Raw genomic sequence first — 16,732 nt, 5'->3', positions numbered from 1 at the left:
GGGTGGAAATGTCGGAGACCAAGACGATCCTGAAGTCGCTCGCCGGAGAGGCGCAGCCGGTGCCGCCGATCTGGATGATGCGGCAGGCGGGGCGCTACCTGCCCGAATACCGCGAAACGCGGGCCAAGGCGGGCGATTTCCTGTCGTTGTGCTACAACCCCGAGCTCGCGGCCGAGGTGACGCTGCAGCCGATCCGGCGCTACGGGTTCGACGCGTCGATCCTTTTCGCCGACATCCTGCTCTTGCCGCAGGCGCTGGGCGCCGATCTGTGGTTCGTGACCGGCGAGGGGCCGCGGCTTTCCACGCTGACCACCGAGGCGGAGTTCGACGCGCTCAAGCCGGCCGAGGCGGTGCACGAGACGCTGAACCCGGTCTACGAGACGGTGCGCATCCTGTCGCGCGAGCTGCCCGCCGACACCACGCTCATCGGTGTCGCCGGCGCGCCGTGGACCGTGGCGACCTACATGGTCGCCGGGCGCGGCACGCCGGACCAGGGCCCCGCCCACGCGCTCAAGAACGAGAACCCGGCGCTTTTCCGGCGGCTCATCGACCGGCTGACGGACGGGACCATCGAGTATCTCGCCGCGCAGGTCGAGGCCGGGGCCGAGGTGGTGAAGATCTTCGACAGCTGGGCGGGATCGCTTTCCGGCGAGGATTTCGACACCTACGCGCTGGAGCCGTGCCGCAAGATCACCGCGGCGCTCAAGGCGCGGTATCCGGGCCTGCCCGTGATCGGGTTCCCGCGCGGGGCGGGCGACCGCTACGTCGGGTTTGCGAAAGCGACCGGGGTGGATTGTGTGGCGCTCGACCAGGGCGTGGATCCCGACTGGGCCGCGCGCGAGGTGCAGCCGGAGGGGTGCGTGCAGGGCAACCTCGATCCGTCCCACCTCGTCACCGGCGGGGAGGCGCTGGAGCGCGAGACGCGCCGCATCGTCGAAGCGTTCCGGGGCGGGCCGCACATCTTCAACCTCGGCCACGGCATCACGCCGGACGCCGATCCCGAGAACGTGCACCGGATGATCGCCGCGGTGCGCGGCGCCTGACCGGAACGGGTCAGTAGTCGCGCTCGAAGAAGATGCCGAGGCTGGAACTGCCCTCGTTGTCCGCGCCGCCGCGGACGGTGAGGCTGCGGGTGATGTCGAGGTTGAGGTTGAGTTCCGTGGTGCCGTCGCTCTCCACCACCACGTCGGTGTAGATGTTCTCGCTGATATACTTGCCGGCGCGCACGGCGGTGGTGCCCTCGTCGGTCTGGCTGACGTCGAGATCGTCGAGGCCCGCGCCCTCGCGCAGCCCCGAGACGAGCCCCGGACCGCCGCCCGTCAGCTCCGAGACGGCGCTGGCCAGCTGGATCGCCTGGAACGGTGAAAGCTCGGAAAGGCTGCGCCCGAAAAGCAGCTTCGCCAGCACCTCGTCCTCCGGCAGGTCCGGGGTGGAGGTGAAGCGGAATTCGGGCTCCGACACCTCGCCCACGACCTCGATCGCGATCGCGAGGCCGTCGGCCTCGGTCTCCGCCACCAGCCGCACCCACGGGTCCAGCCCGCCCTGAAGCCGCACCTCGCCGTCCGTCAGCGCGAATCGCTGGCCGAGCAGGTCGAGCCGCCCGCGGATGAGGTCGAAACCGCCCTCGGGGATGAGGGTGTCCGAGGTGCCGAGAAGGCGCAGCTCGCCGCCGAACTCGGCGTCGAGGCCGCGGCCCCGGATGAAGATGCGCGCCGGCGAAGAAATGGTCAGGTCGAGCTCGAATGGCGCCGCGCGACGCCCGGCCGGCGCGTCCTGCCCGTTCCCGCCCGTCTCGAGCAGTCCCGCGTAGCTCAGCGTGCGGCGGACCGCGGGCGAGGGCGCGACATGCTCGATCGGGGGGATCTCGCCCAGCAGGGTCACGCCCGAGGAGGGCACGCGCAGCTCCGTGTCTGCGAGCGCGATCCGCCCGGCGATGCGCGCCCCGCCGGCAAGAGGGCCCGCGACGGTGATGCGGCCGTTGGCCCTTGTGCTATAGAGCCCCGGATCGCGCAGCAGGGCCCGTTCCAGCGCGATGGCGAGATCCGCGGCGAAGGGCGGCGAAAGTGCGACCGGTCCCGAGACCGTGACGCGCCCCCCGGCGGCGGGCCGGGCGCGCGCCGCGATCTCGGCGCGTGCGTTCCGCAAGGTGATCGTCGTGTCGATATCCTCGATCACGCCGAGGGCGGAGGGATCGGTGAAACGCGCGCCGCTGGTCGAGACCGTGCCCGAAACCGCGTCCAGGCCCGGCGGGCCGGCGATGGCCAGGTCGAAGCGGGCGGTGCCCGAGATGCGCCGCGGCGCCAGCGCCGTGTTGGCCAGCGCCAGGGGCGCGCTGCCGCGGGCGGTCAGGTCGAGCCGCCCGCTGTCGGCCACCAGCCCGGCGACCGTGGCGGCGATCCCGCCGGGGCCGGTCGCGTCGGCCGCGACACGCCAGCCTGCCGCTTCCGCGCGCGCCGTGCCCTGCACCGTCGCCGGGCCGGGCAGGTCGGCCACGACGCGGCCCAGATCCGAGACGCGCAGCGAATAGCTCACCGCCTGCAGGTCGCCATCGGCCCGCGCCGTGACGTTCGCCCCGTCGAAGGACAGGCGCGGAACCAGAAGCCGCCCGGCCGCGTTGCGCCGCGCCTCGAGCGCCAGCGTGCTGGAGCCTCCGATCAGCCCGTCGAGCGCCGCGTCGCCAAGCGAGAGGTTCGCGACGCGGCCGTCGGCGGTGACGTCGAAGGTGCCCTCTGCCGGGTCCGCGCTGCCGGCGAGCCGCAGATCGGCGGCGCCGCGGATCGGCCGGCCGAGAAGCCCCGAGAAGCGCGCGAGGCTCGCGGCGGACAGCTCGGCCTCGAACCGCGCGGCGAGGTCCCGGACCGGTGCCGCGACCTCGCCGGACCCCGAAAGCCGCACCCCGCCCGCGTCGAGGCGCAGGCCCGAAAGGATCGCCGGGCCGTCGCGGGTGTAGTCGATGCGCCCCTCAAGCGCGACCTCGCGTCCGAGCGCCTGCGAAAGCGCGGCGTCGTCGGTCGAAAGGCCCGTCGCGGAGGCCGAGATGTCGGCGGTCACCCGGTCGGGCGCGCCGCCGCTTTCGGGTTGGGCGAAGGTGCCGCGCGCGTCGAGGCTCAGCGTTTCCGCCGACGCCCCGGCCGCGCTTGGCTCCACAAGTTCGGTGCGCAGGCTCCAGTCCTGGCCGGTCTCGGCGTTGAAGGTGGCCTGAAGTTCGGCGCCGCGGGTCACGAGCCGCTCCTCCCCGAGGGGCAGGATCGCCGGCCCGTTCTCCGCAGCGAGCCGTCCCGACGCGGTGAGCCCCAGAAGCCGCGTGCCCGCGAGGGTCACGCTGCCCGTGATCCGCGCGTCGCCGCGCCCGTCGCCGGTCGGCGACAGCAGGCCCAGATCGGTGATCCGGCCGCTGTATCCCAGCCGGCTCGTGCCGCTCGACAAGGTTCCGTCGGCCGCGAGGACGAGGCCCCGCGACCTGACATTCAGGGTCCGGAGTTGCACGCCGGTCTCGTCGCGCAGCACGGCGATCTCCAGGTCGCTGCGCCCGGCCAGCAGACGCTTGCCGAGCGGATCGCCCGGATCGAGGTCGTCTCCGGTACCTGTGACCTCGAGGTCGAAGGCGCCCGACAGCGGGGCCACGCGCCCGTCCAGCACGACCTCGGCGGCGCCGCCGAGCTCGGTCCCGGCGAGGCTGCCGAAGCGGCCCAGATCCCGGGCGCGAAGCCGCACGTCGAAATCGGATTCGAGCCCCGTCTCGAGCCCCGCGAAGCTTGCGCTGCCCACGACCCCGTAATCCTCTCCGGCGAGGTCGAAGGCGTCGAGCCGCAGCGGCTGGCCGGGGACGTAGTCGAGCGCGACGGTGCCGGACAGCGCGCGGCCGAGCGCCTCGGCCAGTGCCGCATCCGCGGGGTCGAGCCCCTCGGCGTCGAGTTGCATCTCGGCGGTCGCCCGGCCGGCGCCCCCCGGGGAGATGATGCCGCCGCCGCGCAGGCGCATCGCCTCCGCCTGAAGCTCCGGCGTGTCGAGGCCCAGAAGGCTTGCCGAGCCCGTCCACATCTCGCCCGCGGCTTCGTCGTAGTTGATCGCGACGATGGCGCGGCGCAGGCGCGTGTCGCCGCCCGCCACCGGCAGCGTCACCGGGCCATCGCCCTCGGGGTCGGCGATGCGGAGCGTGATCGCCATGAGGCGCGGCCAGCCCGACGCGTTCAGCGTGACATCCCCGTGCAGCCGAAGCGCGCGCGACGAAAGGGCGAGGTCGTTCACGCGGGTTTCCCCGCCCGTGGAGCGCGCGCCCTCTGCCGAGAAACGGACCTCCCGGCCGAAGAAGCTGCCCAGTTCCGGCGCGAAAAGCGGCGTCACGTCGCCGCCCAGATCGGCAAGCACACGCCAGTCGGTGTCGTCGGTGTCCTCGGTGGCGCCCAGCAGCGTGACCGTGCCGGTCAGGCGCGGCGTGCCGTCGGTGGCCAGCGCGATCCGGGTGACGAGATCCCGCGTCGCGCCCTCGCCCTGCACGCGCATCTCGAGAGAGGGCGCGCCGGGCAGATCGAGCGCCTTCGCGGCAATGCCGCCGGGCCCTTCTTGCAGGATCAGGTCGATGCGCGCCGTCTCCTCGGCGGCGTCGTAATTCGCGGCGAAGCGGAACAGCCCCGCCGCGTCGTCCGTGCGCTGCGCGGCGAGGTCGATATCGGCCGAGCCGCCCCCCTCGGCCAACCGGGCGGAACCGGTGAGCGACAGCACCGCGGCCTGCCCCAGCACCGAACGCCCGAGATCAACCTCGGGGGCCGCGATCCGGCGGATATCCACGGAGACGGGAAGCTGCGGCAGGCTGAAGGGTTCGGCCTCCGGTTTCGGAAGCGCGGCCACGCCCTCGGGCGGCACGGGCGGGCGCGACACCTCGATCCGCTCGGCCGCGAACTCGTTGACCGAGATCCGCCCGCGCAGGACCTGCGCGCGGTTCCAGTCGAGCACGATGCCTTCCATCGAGAGCCAGACGCCCTCGTCGTCGGCGATCGTCAGCCGCTCGATGGTGGCCTTGCTCGACAAGGCGCCCCGGAAGCCCTGCACATCGACCGTCCGCCCGGCCCCGGAAAGCGAGTCCTGCAGGAACCGCGTGAGCACGCCCTTGTCGTCATCGCCGTCCTGGGCGGCTCCGGCCAGGGGAGAGAGCGCCGCCGTGCAGGCGACCAGAAGAACGCGCAGCAGTCTCAAAACGCCTGTCCGATCCCGATGTAGAAGAAGATGTCCTCGCCGGCCTTGGGTCCCGTGGTCGGCACCGCGAGATCCACCCGGATGGGGCCGATGCCGGTGTCGTAGCGCAACCCGATCCCGGCGCCGGCCTGGTTGGCGCTGCCGCCGTCCGGAAAGCTTTCGTCGCTGACATAGCCGAGATCGTAGAACCCCACCACGCCGAAGGCGCCGCGCAGCTTGGCGCGCACCTCTGCCGACAGCGCGAGGAACGAGCGGCCGCCCACCTCCTCGCCGCCGGGCAGCGTGACGCCGAGCGACTGGTAATCCTGGCCGCGCACCGTTCCGCCGCCGCCGAGGTAGAACAGGTCCTCCGGCATCACCTCGGTGATGTCGGGCCCCATGACGGAGCCGAACTGAAGACGCCCGGCCAGCACCACCCGATCGTCCTCACCGAGCGCGCGATAGGCGCGGGCGTCGGCGGTCAGGCGCAGGCCCGATTCGGTGCCGTTCAGCCCGGCGAAGGGCATCGTCTCGACGTTCAGGTAATAGCCCCGCGCTGGGTCCAGGAAGTCGTCGCGCCGGTCGAGCTTCGCCGTCACGGGCAGGATGATCTGCGAGAAGTCCCGCGATCCGAGATCGTCCCGCGTGGAGGCGTAGCGATAGCCAAGCGACGCCGACGCCTCGAACTCGTCGCCGAAGGTGTGGATCAGTCCGGCGAGGATCTGGCCCTTGTCGCTTTCGAAGAGCGGGTCGTCGATGACCTCGAACCCCGCGCCCGCGAAGAAGTCGGTGTCGCTGTCGATCACCGCGGGGCGGCGAAAGCGGAATTCGACGAGGTAGTCCTCCCCGTCATCCTTGGTCCCGGTGCCGATGCCCGAGATTTCCGCGCCGACGCGGAACCGCTCGGCGCCGCCCAGAAGGTTGCGGTGCAGCCAGTAGGCCGAGACGGTGCCGCCTTCCTCGCTGGACAGCTCGGCGCCGAACCCGAACCGGCGCGGCGGGTTTTCCTGAAGCTGCACGGTGACGTCCAGCGTGCCGTCGGGCGAGGGCGTGTCCGCCTCCGTGACGGCGACGGAGCTGAAGGGCCCGGTGCGGCGCAGCCGCGCGACCGCGCGGTCCAGATCCTCGGGGTCGAAGACCGAGCCCTCGGGCAGGCCCGCGATCTTGCGGAGGCGCTTTGCCGAAACGGTCTCCGCCCCGGACACGCGCAGCCGCCCGAACCGCAGCCGCGGGCCCGGGGCAAGGCGACGATCCGCGTTCAGCCGCCTTTCGGGCTGCATGGCGACGATCCGCTGCCCGGACAGTTCCGCCTTGGCGTGGCCGATATCGCGCCACGCGGTGATCCCGTCGCGCGCGGCTCTTCGCATGACCGAAAGGCGCGCGCGCTCGCCGGTGCGAAAGCTTTCCCGCGGCGAGACGCCGGGCGGCAGCGGGGCGATCTCGGCCCGTCCGAAGCGGAAGCGCGGCCCCGGCGTCACCTTGACCTCGAGGGTGGCGATCCGGGCGGGCGCCTCGAAGGGCGACAGCGTCGCCGCCTCGCGCCCGTCGATGCGGATGGAGACCTCCGGCCCGAAATACCCCTCCTCGTAGAGCGCCGACATGATGCGGCGGTAATCCGCCTGCGCTGCGGCGATGATGTCTTGCGGCGCGGCGTCCGGGTCCTCGGCGGCGGTCGCGGACAGCATCGCGCCGCGGATCGAGCCCCTCAGATCTTCGGCGTCGGGGGGCAGGGCCAGCCGGAAATCCAGCGCCTGCGCCGCGGACGCGAAGGCGAGCGCGGCCCCGAGGACGAGGACGCGCAAGATCGTCAGGCGGATCAGGGGCAGAGCCATCGACTCTCCGGCGTTTGGGCGGCTCGCGGCAGTGTTGCCGCCGCGCCGGGGTTTCGCAAGGTCGCAGAAGGGACGAAGCCTGCCGCGCGTGGTCTCCGGCGCCCGGTCAGGAAAGGCGGGCGACGACGTAGTCCGAAATTTCGCCCAGAATGTCGCGGAATTCGTGCGGCGGCACTGCACCCAGCGCCTCCCGGGCACGCGCGGCCCATGCCATCGCCTCGTCGCGGGTGGCGGCGAGCGTGCCGTGGCGGTCCATGAGCTCGAGCGCGTGGTCGAGATCGCCGTCGCGCTGGTCGCCCGTCTCGATCACGCGGGTCCAGAAGGCGCGCTCCTCGGCGTCGGCCCGGGCGACGGCCTTGATGATCGGCAGCGTCAGCTTCCGCTCGCGGAAGTCGTCGCCCACGTTCTTGCCGGTCGCCGTGGCGTCGCCGCGAAAATCGAGAAGATCGTCGGCGATCTGGAAGGCGATGCCCAGCGCGTCTCCGTAGGCGAAAAGCGCGCGCCGCACGTCCTCGGGTGCGTCCGCGATCACCCCGCCCGCCTCGGTCGCCGCCGAGAAGAGCGCGGCGGTCTTGCCGCGGACGACCTGGAGATAGGTCTCCTCGGTGGTGGCCAGGCTCCGCGCCGCCTGAAGCTGCAGCACCTCGCCCTCGGCGATGGTGGCCGCGGCGTTGGACAGGATGTCGAGCACCTCGAGCGAGCCGGTTTCCACCATCAGCTGGAACGCCCGCGCGAACAGGTAATCGCCCACCAGCACAGAGGACTTGTTGTCCCAGAGCAGGTTGGCGGTGGGCCGGCCGCGGCGCTGGCGGCTTTCGTCGACTACGTCGTCGTGCAGCAGCGTCGCGGTGTGGATGAACTCCACCGTGGCAGCAAGCCGCCGGTGGTGCGCGCCCGTGTAGCCGCACAGCCGCGCGGCGGCGAGCACCAGCATCGGGCGCAGCCGCTTGCCGCCGGCTTCCACCAGGTGGGCTGTCACCTCCGGGATGCGCGGCGCGTGGCGCGAGGCCATCCGCTCGCGGATCAGCGTGTTGACCCGGTCGAGATCTTCCGCAAGCAGGGCGGCGAGCCGGTCCTGAGGCTTTCGCGCGGTGCTGTCCAGGCTCATCACACCCCCGTAACAAGGCTCGACATCGGCGCGGCCCCGTCCTTATCTGCGTCCCATGAGAGAGCTTATCCGCACCAACGACCTGGCGCTCATCGCTTACGTGCAGGCGCTTCTCAGGGGCGAGGATATAGAGTTCTTCGAGTTGGACGTAAACATGAGCGTGCTCGAAGGCTCCATCGGCATCCTGCCGCGCCGGATCATGGTGCGACAGGAGGATCTTTTCGTCGCGCGCGCGCTCCTGCGGGATGCGGACGTGCCGCTGGATGGCTGAGGCCGACGCGCAGACGACGCAGGACGCGTTCCTCGGTGGCCGGCTCACGATCCGGCAACCCGCGCGGGGCTATCGCGCCGGGCTGGATCCGGTGCTTCTGGCCGCCGCCGTCCCGGCCCGTGCGGGCGAACATGTGCTCGAGCTCGGGTGCGGGGTGGGCGTGGCCTCCCTCTGCCTCGGGACGCGGGTCGCGGGGCTGTCGCTGACGGGGCTGGAGCTTCAGCCGGCCTATGCCGCGCTCGCCCTCGAGAATGGCGCGCAGAACGGCATTCCGTTCGAGGTGATCGGGGGCGACGTCGCGGCGGTGCCCGCGACGCTTCGGGCCCGGCTCTTCGATCACGTCATCGCCAACCCGCCATGGTTCCCGCGGGGCGCGTCGGTTCCGGCGGCCGACACCGGCCGCGAGACCGCGCTGGGCGAGGGCGTGCCGCTCGAGGCATGGATCGCGGCCGCGGCGCGGCGGCTGCGTCCGCGCGGCCGCCTCACGCTGATCCACCGCGCGGAGCGGCTGCCCGATATCCTGTCCGCCCTGGCCGGCCGCCTGGGAAGCGTCGAGGTCCTGCCGCTCGCGCCGCGCGCGGGACGGCCCGCGCAGCTGGTCCTGCTACGGGCGCGCAAGGGCGGGCGCGCGCCCTTCCGCCTGCACGCGCCGGTGGCCCTGCACGAGGGCGACCGTCACCCGGGCGACGGGGAGCATTACACGCCCCCGATCCGTGCCGTGCTGCGCGACGGCGCGGCGCTGCCTTTTCCGGCGGACGATGGAAAAGGTTGACGTAACGGCAACCTATTTCGCAGCTGCGGCGTGACAGGTCGCGCGATTCGTGGTGCACTCAATCTCCAACCAAGCGTGAAGGAGGATCTCATGAGCTTGTCGGCGCATGTTCAGGAACTGAAGAGAAAGCACCAGGCCCTTTCCGACGCGGTAGAGCAGGCTCAACGCGCCCCCAGCACGTCCGGCGAACAGATCGCGGAGCTGAAAAAGAAGAAGCTGCGCCTGAAAGAAGAGATCACCCGCCTGTCGGGCCAGCCCGCCGAGTGAAGGCGGGTCCGGGGCGGGCACGATGCGCCGCCCCGTGAAGCCCGCCCCGTAGAGCGCCACGAAGCCCGCGGAGAATGCGGGGACGATCCATGCGACCGATCTGAAGGTTCTCCGCAAGCCGGCCAGCCTGCGGACGAAAACGGGGGTTCTGACGACGGATCGGCCGGCGACGCGCGGATCGCCATCCGGCGCATGACAGAGGCCCGAAGGTCATCCCGTGCGCCATCTCGTTGGGCGTCGCCGTCTCCTTCCGGCCTCGACCGTTACCGAGGTCCGGACCCGGTTTCGGCCGTTCTCCGCCAAGCGGGACTGAAAGCTCCCGAAGATGCGAGAAAGGGATGATCGCGCCGAACTGCCGGCGCGATCATAAACCTTCTGTAAGGGCGCATGGAGGATAGGCCCATGGCTGATTTGCGCGGCGGCGCGCGTCAGACGAGGTACTGCGCGCCGTTCGCCGTAATCGTGGACCCGTTGATGAAGGAGGCGTCTTCCGAGACGAGGAAGCCCACGCAGCGGGCGATCTCCTCGGGCTCGCCAAGGCGCCCGGCCGGGATCATGCCGATGATCGCCTCGCGCACCTTGTCGGGCACCGCCATCACCATCTCGGTCGCGATATAGCCCGGGCAGATCGCGTTGGCGGTGATGCCCTTGGCCGCCCCTTCCTGGGCGAGGCTCTTGATGATGCCGAGATCGCCCGCCTTGGTCGCCGCGTAGTTCACCTGCCCGAACTGGCCCTTCTGGCCGTTGATCGAACTGATGACCACGATGCGCCCGAAGCCGCGCTCGCGCATGCCGGGCCAGACCGGGTGGATGGTGTTGAAGACGCCGCTGAGGTTGGTGTCGATCACCTCTTTCCACTGTTCGGGCGTCATCTTGTGGAAGGGGGCGTCGCGGGTGATGCCCGCGTTGGCCACGACGATGTCCACCGGCCCATGCGCGGACTCCACCCGGGCGATGCCCTCTTTCGAGGCCTCGTAATCGGCGACGTTCCACTTGTAGGTCTTGATGCCCGTTTCCTCGGTGAACCTGGCGGCCGCGTCGTCGTTGCCGGCGTAGCTTGCCGCGACGTCGTAGCCCGCGGCCTTCAGGTCCTTGCTGATCGCCGCGCCGATGCCGCGCGTTCCGCCGGTGACGAGTGCAACTCTTGCCATGATGTCCCTCCAGTTCTGGCAGTCGTTTCGGTAACTTGGTTATCCATTCGCCGGCGCTGACGCAACATTGTTGCGCCCCTGATTGGCCTCGCGCCACGAAAAAGGGGCGCCGGAGCGCCCCTTTCCGTTGGATTTCCGGCCGGTTATCCGCGCTCCACGCACATCGCGACGCCCATGCCGCCACCGATGCAGAGCGTGGCGAGACCTTTCTTCGCGTCCCGCCGCTGCATCTCGTGGAGCAGCGTGTTCAGGATGCGCGCGCCCGAGGCGCCGATCGGGTGGCCGATGGCGATGGCGCCGCCGTTCACGTTCACGATCTCGGGATCCCAGCCCATGTCCTTGTTCACCGCGCAGGCCTGCGCGGCGAAGGCCTCGTTCGCCTCCACGAGGTCGAGGTCGTCGACCTTCCAGCCGGCCTTCTCGAGCGCCCGGCGCGAGGCGGGGATCGGGCCCGATCCCATGATGCTCGGGTCCACGCCCGCGGTCGCGTAGGAGACGATGCGCGCCCGCGGCTCGATGCCGCGACGCTCGGCCTCCTCCGCGCTCATCAGGAGCACCGCAGCCGCGCCGTCGTTGATCCCGCTGGCGTTGGCCGCCGTCACGCTGCCGTCCTTGGTGAAGGCGGGGCGCAGCTTCTGCATGCCCTCGATCGTGGCGCCGTGGCGGATGTATTCGTCCTTGTCCACCACCGTCTCGCCCTTGCGGTGGGTGACGGTGACCGGCACCACCTCGTCGTCGAACTTGCCCGCCTTCTGCGCGGCCTCGGCCTTGTTCTGGGAGGCGAGGGCGAACTCGTCCTGCATCTCGCGGCTGATCTGCCATTTCTGGGCGACGTTCTCGGCGGTCTGGCCCATGTGGTAGCCGTTGAAGGCGTCCCAGAGGCCGTCGCGGATCATCGTGTCGATGTAGCTCATGTCGCCCATCTTGTGGCCGTTGCGCAGATGTGCGGCGGGGGTCGACAGCGACATGCTCTCCTGTCCGCCGGCAAGCACGATCCCGGCGTCGCCGAGCTGGATATGCTGCGCGCCGAGCGCGACCGCGCGCAGGCCCGAGCCGCAGACCTGGTTGATGCCCCAGGCCGGGGCCTCGATCGGGAAGCCCGCGTTCACATGCGCCTGGCGCGCGGGGTTCTGACCCTGTGCGGCGGTCAGCACCTGCCCGAGGATGGTTTCCGAGACCTCGTCCTTCGCGACGCCGGCGCGCTCGGCCACCGCCTCCAGAACGATCCGGCCGAGTTCGTGCGCGGGCAGGGTGGAGAGGGAGCCGTTGAAACTGCCCACTGGGGTTCGTGCGGCAGATGCGATTACGACGTTGGTCATGCGTGTCCTCCTGGATCGGGCGTTGAGAGGGGCGCCGTGCGCGCGAGCGAGTCGCGCGACCGTCACTCCCGGTCTTACCGGAGGTCAATAAAGCATCCGTCCCCACGCCTCAACGGGCGGGTGCGGCGCTCAGCCGGCGCGGCGCGTTCCCTTGCGCGCCGCCCAGGGCGGCTGTGCCGTCGGTGCCGCGAAGAAGTGCCCCTGCAGGCAATCGACGCCGATCTCGGCGAGCACGCGGGCATCGGCAGCCTGTTCCACGCGCTCTGCCACGGTGAACATGTCGAGCTGGCGGGCCAGTTCCACGATGCCCCGCGTCAGCACCTGGTTGTCGGCATCGCGGTGGATGTCGCGGACATACTGCCCGTCGATCTTCAGGATATCGAAGGTGAAGGCCCGGAAATGCCGCAGCACGATGCTGCCGGAGCCGAACCCGTCCAGCGCGAAGGACACGCCGCGGCGCTGCAGCGCGCCCATGAAGGCGATGACGACCTCCGGCATGAGCATCGCGCCGGCCTCTGCGATTTCGAGGATGAGGCGTTCCGCGATGCCGCGGTCGCGCGCCAGCCCGCGCTCGAGCGTGCGCGTCCAGCGCCGGTAGCCGATGGAGCGTGCGGACATGTTGATCGACAGGCGAAGCTCCGGCTGCTGTGCAAGGGTGCGCAACCCGCGCTCCAGCGCGAGGCAGTCGAGTTCGCGGCCCGTTTCGGTCTCTTCGACCGCGGCGATGAAGTCCTTGGCGGGGATCACGCGCCCGGTCTCGTCGAGCACGCGCACGAGACCCTCCCAGAAGGCCGTGCGCGACTGGTCCGCGGCGGTCACGACCGGCTGGAACGCCAGGAGGACGTTGCGGTGACGCACGGCCTCGGCCACCATGTCGAGCGCGCGGGCGTCGCGCGCGGCCACCGCCTCGGCGAGCGGGTTGGAGGCCGCGCCCTCGGCGCCGCGCTCGTTCTCTGCGATCCGGGTCCCGCCTCGACGCGCCATCGGCACCTCCGTTCGTTGCAGTGCTGGGGTCGTCCAGGCATCCTGCACGCGGATGGCTTAACGGTTCGTCTATGGCGGCGGCGCAGGCATGCCTTTCCGGCGGTGCGGGGCGGGGCGCGCAGCCCCGTTGACACGGCCTTTTCAGCGTGTATACCCGCGCGCTCATTGGTGTTGGTGGCCCCCGCAAGGGGATGCCTGTCGGGCAGCCGGACACTCCGGCGCAGATCCAGAGGACAACGCCCTTCGCAACCGCGCCCCGAGGGGCGCCAGGCAAGGAGATCAGACGGTGACCAAACGCACCTCTGCCAAGTACAAGATCGACCGCCGCATGGGCGAAAACATCTGGGGCCGCCCGAAAAGCCCCGTGAACCGCCGCGAATACGGACCCGGCCAGCACGGCCAGCGCCGCAAGGGCAAGATGTCCGACTTCGGCCTCCAGCTGCGCGCGAAGCAGAAGCTCAAGGGCTATTACGGCGACATGACCGAAAAGCAGTTCCGCCGCATCTACGGCGAGGCGGAGCGCGTTCGCGGCGATACCGGCGAGATCCTGATCGGCCTGCTGGAGCGTCGCCTCGACGCCGTGGTCTACCGCGCCAAGTTCGTGGCCACCGTTTTCGCCGCGCGCCAGTTCGTGAACCACGGCCATGTGATGGTGAACGGCAAGCGGGTGAACATCCCCTCCTTCCGCGTGAACGAGGGCGACGTGATCGAGGTGCGCGAGAAGTCCAAGCAGCTCGCCTCCGTGCTCGAGGCGATCCAGCTGCCCGAGCGCGACGTGCCCGACTATCTCGACGTCGACACCAGCAAGATGACCGCGACCTTCGTGCGCACCCCGGGCCTGTCGGACGTGCCCTACCCGGTGCAGATGGAGCCGAACCTCGTCATCGAGTACTACGCCCAGAACTGATCGGCGGCCACGGTACGGAAGATATGCGGGACCGTCCTTCGGGGCGGGCCCTTGCGTGTCTGGCGCCCCTTCGCCACGGCGCGGTTTCGCGGCTTTCGCAAGCCCGGCGTGGCGTATATAGGGGACTTCCGAGGAGCCATGCCATGAGCCAGATCACGCCTCAGCCCGGAATTCTGGAGATCGCGCCCTACAAGGGCGGCGAGTCGCGCATCGAGGGCGTGGCCGACGCGATCAAGCTCAGCTCGAACGAGAACCCCTTCGGTCCGCCGCCCGCGGCGGTCGAGGCGGCGCGCGCGGCGGCGGCGCGGATGCACCGCTACCCGCCGACCGACCACGCCGCCCTGCGCGAGGCCATCGCCGAGACACACGGCCTCGAGGCGGCCCGGATCACCTGCGGCGTGGGCAGCGACGAGATCATCTCGCTCCTCTGCCAGTGCTATGCCGGGCCCGGGACGGAGGTGATCCACACCGAGCACGGCTTTTCCATGTACCGGATCTCGGCGCTCGCCGCGGGGGCCACGCCGGTCGAGGTGCCCGAGCGCGCGCGGCACACCGACGTCGACGCGCTTCTCGCGGCGGTGACGCCCGCCACGCGCCTCGTCTTCGTCGCCAACCCCAACAATCCCACCGGCACGATGATCCCCGAGGCCGAGATGACCCGCCTCGCCGAAGGCCTGCCCGGCCACGTGCTTCTGGTGCTCGACGGGGCCTACGCCGAATACGTGGACGGTTTCGACGGCGGCGCGGCGCTGGTGGACGCGCGCGAGAACGTGGTGATGACGCGCACCTTCTCGAAACTCTATGGCCTCGGCGGGCTGCGCGTCGGCTGGGGCTATGCGCCCGAGGCCATCACAGAGGTGCTGAACCGCGTGCGCGGCCCGTTCAACCTGTCCACGATCGCCCTCGCCGCGGCGCAGGCCGCGGTGCGCGACCGCCCCTTCGTGGAGCGCTGCGCGGCCGACAACGCGCGGCTGCGCGACTGGCTTCGCGACGCGCTCGAGGCGCACGGCGTGGCCTGCGACCCGAGCCACGCCAATTTCGTGCTCGCGCGGTTCGCCGACGCGGCCGAGGCGGACGCCTGCGATGCCTTCCTCCGCCAGGAGGGTCTGATCGTGCGCAGGGTGGCGGGTTACGGGCTTCCCGAGTGCCTGCGCATCACCGTGGGCGACGAGAGGGCCTGCCGGCGCGTGGCCCACGCCATCGGCCGTTTCAAGGCGGAGGCGGCATGAGCCGACCGCCGGTCTATGACCGGGTCGCGCTGATCGGCCTGGGGCTCATCGCCTCGTCCATGTTCTGGGCGACGCGGCGCGGGGGTCTGGCGCGGGAGGTCGGGGGAACCGCGCGCTCCGCCGCCACGCGGGACACCGCGCGCGAGATCGGGCTCTGCGACCGGGTCGTCGACACGATCCCCGAAGCGGTGGAGGGCGCGGATCTCGTCGTCCTCGCCGTGCCCGTGGGCGCGATGGGCGCGGTCGCCGAGGAGATGGCGCCATACCTGAAGCCCGGTGCGACCGTCACCGACGTGGGCTCTGTCAAGCGCGCGGTGATCGAGGCCGTGGCGCCGCACCTGCCCGGCGGCGTGCATTTCGTGCCCGCCCATCCGCTCGCCGGCACCGAGCATTCCGGCCCGCGCTCGGGCTTCGCCACGCTCTTCCGCAACCGCTGGTGCCTTCTCGTGCCGCCGCCCGATGCCGAGCCCGGGGCGGTGGCGCGGCTCAGGGCGCTCTGGGAAGGGATGGGGGCGAGCGTGGAGGAGATGGACGCCGACCACCACGATCTGGTCCTCGCCGTCACGCGCCACGCGCCGCACCTCATCGCCTATACCATGGTGGGCGTGGCCGCCGACCTGCGCCGGGTCACCGACAGCGAGGTGATCAAGTATTCCGCCGCCGGGTTCCGCGACTTCACCCGGATCGCGGCGTCGGACCCGACAATGTGGCGTGACGTGTTCCTCACCAACAAGGACGCCACGCTCGAGATCCTCGGCCGCTTCACGGAGGAGCTCTTCGCGCTCCAGCGCGCGATCCGCACGGGCGACGGGGCGCATCTGCACGACTACTTCAGCCGCACCCGCGCGATCCGGCGCGGCATCATCGAGGCCGGGCAGGACACCGACGCGCCGGATTTCGGCCGGGTGCAGACCGAGACGTGAGGGGCTGGGCGGCATCGCTCGCCGTCGCTTTGGCCCTCGCGGGGGCTTCGTCCCTCGCCGCTCCCGAAACCTCGCCGCGCCCCGAGGCGCGGACCGCGCCGCTGGCCGAGGCCGGCACGGCGCGGGCGCTCCCGCGCGGCGTCGCAGCACCCGGCGCGCCCCGCCTGTCGTTGCGTCCCGCGGCGCGGCCCGACCTGGTGACGCGCCGCGCCGTCGCCCGGCGCGCGGCGCTCGCTCGCGGCGCCGTCTGCGGCGACCCGGCGCTGCAGGGAGAGCCGGCGGGACGGATCGCGGGGCGCATCGCGGGATGCGGGCTCGACGGCGCGGTGCAGGTCCGCGCGGTATCCGGCGTCCGGCTCAGCCAGCCCTCGATCATGGATTGCACGACGGCGCGGATGCTGAAGCAGTGGGTGGAGCGCGGCATGAAACCCGCGCTCGGCAGCCGCGGCGGCGGCGTCACCGAGATCGTGGTCCTCGCCCATTACGCCTGCCGGACCCGCAACAACCGCCCCGGCGCTCGGCTTTCGGAACACGCCAAGGGCCGGGCCATCGACATCGCGGGCTTCCGCCTGCGCGACGGCGGCATGGTCACCGTGCTCGAGGGCTGGGGGCGCGGACGCGACGGCCGGGCGCTCGCCGCCATGCATCGCGCCGCCTGCGGGCCGTTCGGCACGGTGCTCGGCCCGAACTCTGACCGCTACCACCGCAACCATTTCCACTTCGACACCGCACGGCACCGGGGCGGAGCCTACTGCCGTTAGGGGTTGTCGCAAGGCCCAAGCGCGGTCAGGGTGCGT

At 71.3% G+C, this 16,732-nt stretch carries 14 protein-coding genes; 8 read left to right on the top strand and 6 right to left on the bottom strand.

The features are described 5' to 3' along the window. Window positions 1–8 precede the first annotated feature (8 nt). Window positions 9–1,043, top strand: coding sequence for a uroporphyrinogen decarboxylase (gene hemE, locus AB6A65_RS04675; protein WP_371037197.1), 1,035 nt, complete (start codon window positions 9–11; stop codon window positions 1,041–1,043). Between the two features lie 10 nt (window positions 1,044–1,053). On the opposite strand, the gene AB6A65_RS04670 is transcribed toward hemE, so the two are convergent. The 3 genes from AB6A65_RS04670 to AB6A65_RS04660 form a co-directional block, all read right to left on the bottom strand. Then, a complete protein-coding gene (locus tag AB6A65_RS04670) occupies window positions 1,054–5,193 on the bottom strand; it encodes a translocation/assembly module TamB domain-containing protein (protein ID WP_371037196.1) in 4,140 nt (1,379 codons plus the stop codon). Beyond that, complete coding sequence (locus AB6A65_RS04665) at window positions 5,190–7,004, bottom strand: autotransporter assembly complex family protein (protein ID WP_371037195.1); 1,815 nt, start codon at window positions 7,002–7,004, stop codon at window positions 5,190–5,192. The genes AB6A65_RS04670 and AB6A65_RS04665 overlap by 4 nt, the downstream gene beginning before the upstream one ends. A 106-nt stretch (window positions 7,005–7,110) precedes the next feature. Beyond that, window positions 7,111–8,112 (bottom strand): polyprenyl synthetase family protein, encoded by a 1,002-nt coding sequence (locus tag AB6A65_RS04660; protein WP_371037194.1) that lies wholly within the window; start codon window positions 8,110–8,112, stop codon window positions 7,111–7,113. A gap of 55 nt (window positions 8,113–8,167) precedes the next feature. Between AB6A65_RS04660 and AB6A65_RS04655 the strand changes: the two genes are divergently transcribed. From AB6A65_RS04655 to AB6A65_RS04645, 3 genes are all read left to right on the top strand, one after another. Beyond that, entirely contained in the window at window positions 8,168–8,383 is a 216-nt protein-coding gene (locus tag AB6A65_RS04655) for a DUF2007 domain-containing protein (RefSeq protein WP_371037193.1), read from the top strand. Then, window positions 8,376–9,155 (top strand): tRNA1(Val) (adenine(37)-N6)-methyltransferase, encoded by a 780-nt coding sequence (locus AB6A65_RS04650; RefSeq protein ID WP_371037192.1) that lies wholly within the window; start codon window positions 8,376–8,378, stop codon window positions 9,153–9,155. The genes AB6A65_RS04655 and AB6A65_RS04650 overlap by 8 nt, the downstream gene beginning before the upstream one ends. A 90-nt stretch (window positions 9,156–9,245) precedes the next feature. Continuing rightward, window positions 9,246–9,422 (top strand): YdcH family protein, encoded by a 177-nt coding sequence (locus AB6A65_RS04645; protein WP_371037191.1) that lies wholly within the window; start codon window positions 9,246–9,248, stop codon window positions 9,420–9,422. Window positions 9,423–9,850: 428 nt separating this feature from the next. Here AB6A65_RS04645 and phbB read toward each other — a convergent pair whose 3' ends face one another. The 3 genes from phbB to AB6A65_RS04630 form a co-directional block, all read right to left on the bottom strand. Continuing rightward, window positions 9,851–10,573: an acetoacetyl-CoA reductase gene (gene phbB / locus AB6A65_RS04640; protein ID WP_371037190.1), complete on the bottom strand. Its 723-nt coding sequence runs from the start codon at window positions 10,571–10,573 to the stop codon at window positions 9,851–9,853. 143 nt (window positions 10,574–10,716) lie between these two features. Further along, window positions 10,717–11,892 carry an acetyl-CoA C-acetyltransferase gene (locus AB6A65_RS04635; RefSeq protein ID WP_371037189.1) on the bottom strand — a complete coding sequence of 392 codons (1,176 nt, stop codon included), beginning with the start codon at window positions 11,890–11,892 and terminating at the stop codon, window positions 10,717–10,719. Window positions 11,893–12,021: 129 nt separating this feature from the next. Next, a complete protein-coding gene (locus tag AB6A65_RS04630; RefSeq protein ID WP_371037188.1) occupies window positions 12,022–12,876 on the bottom strand; it encodes an EAL domain-containing protein in 855 nt (284 codons plus the stop codon). A gap of 286 nt (window positions 12,877–13,162) precedes the next feature. Between AB6A65_RS04630 and rpsD the strand changes: the two genes are divergently transcribed. The 4 genes from rpsD (at window position 13,163) to AB6A65_RS04610 (ending at window position 16,696) form a co-directional block, all read left to right on the top strand. Continuing rightward, a complete protein-coding gene (gene rpsD, locus AB6A65_RS04625) occupies window positions 13,163–13,783 on the top strand; it encodes a 30S ribosomal protein S4 (protein WP_371037187.1) in 621 nt (206 codons plus the stop codon). A 143-nt stretch (window positions 13,784–13,926) separates the two neighbouring features. Beyond that, complete coding sequence (hisC, locus tag AB6A65_RS04620; RefSeq protein ID WP_371037186.1) at window positions 13,927–15,012, top strand: histidinol-phosphate transaminase; 1,086 nt, start codon at window positions 13,927–13,929, stop codon at window positions 15,010–15,012. Then, window positions 15,009–15,935 carry a prephenate/arogenate dehydrogenase family protein gene (locus AB6A65_RS04615; RefSeq protein ID WP_371037185.1) on the top strand — a complete coding sequence of 309 codons (927 nt, stop codon included), beginning with the start codon at window positions 15,009–15,011 and terminating at the stop codon, window positions 15,933–15,935. Before hisC ends, AB6A65_RS04615 begins: the two co-directional genes overlap by 4 nt. Next, window positions 15,932–16,696 (top strand): extensin family protein, encoded by a 765-nt coding sequence (locus AB6A65_RS04610; protein WP_371037184.1) that lies wholly within the window; start codon window positions 15,932–15,934, stop codon window positions 16,694–16,696. The genes AB6A65_RS04615 and AB6A65_RS04610 overlap by 4 nt, the downstream gene beginning before the upstream one ends. The last annotated feature ends 36 nt before the right edge of the window (window positions 16,697–16,732 follow it).

The organism is Rhodosalinus sp. FB01, assembly GCF_041365715.1.
Lineage (GTDB): Bacteria > Pseudomonadota > Alphaproteobacteria > Rhodobacterales > Rhodobacteraceae > Rhodosalinus.
The sequence above is the reverse complement of the archived record's forward strand: the minus strand, read 5'-3'. Positions and strand labels throughout refer to the sequence as shown.

Coding starts and splice junctions, on each gene's coding strand:
- AB6A65_RS04665 (WP_371037195.1), bottom strand. CDS start 7,004: ATGGCTCTGCCCCTGATCCGCCTGACGATCTTGCGCGTCCTCGTCCTC.
- AB6A65_RS04650 (WP_371037192.1), top strand. CDS start 8,376: ATGGCTGAGGCCGACGCGCAGACGACGCAGGACGCGTTCCTCGGTGGC.
- AB6A65_RS04660 (WP_371037194.1), bottom strand. CDS start 8,112: ATGAGCCTGGACAGCACCGCGCGAAAGCCTCAGGACCGGCTCGCCGCC.
- phbB (WP_371037190.1), bottom strand. CDS start 10,573: ATGGCAAGAGTTGCACTCGTCACCGGCGGAACGCGCGGCATCGGCGCG.
- AB6A65_RS04645 (WP_371037191.1), top strand. CDS start 9,246: ATGAGCTTGTCGGCGCATGTTCAGGAACTGAAGAGAAAGCACCAGGCC.
- hemE (WP_371037197.1), top strand. CDS start 9: ATGTCGGAGACCAAGACGATCCTGAAGTCGCTCGCCGGAGAGGCGCAG.
- AB6A65_RS04630 (WP_371037188.1), bottom strand. CDS start 12,876: ATGGCGCGTCGAGGCGGGACCCGGATCGCAGAGAACGAGCGCGGCGCC.
- AB6A65_RS04655 (WP_371037193.1), top strand. CDS start 8,168: ATGAGAGAGCTTATCCGCACCAACGACCTGGCGCTCATCGCTTACGTG.
- AB6A65_RS04635 (WP_371037189.1), bottom strand. CDS start 11,892: ATGACCAACGTCGTAATCGCATCTGCCGCACGAACCCCAGTGGGCAGT.
- AB6A65_RS04615 (WP_371037185.1), top strand. CDS start 15,009: ATGAGCCGACCGCCGGTCTATGACCGGGTCGCGCTGATCGGCCTGGGG.
- hisC (WP_371037186.1), top strand. CDS start 13,927: ATGAGCCAGATCACGCCTCAGCCCGGAATTCTGGAGATCGCGCCCTAC.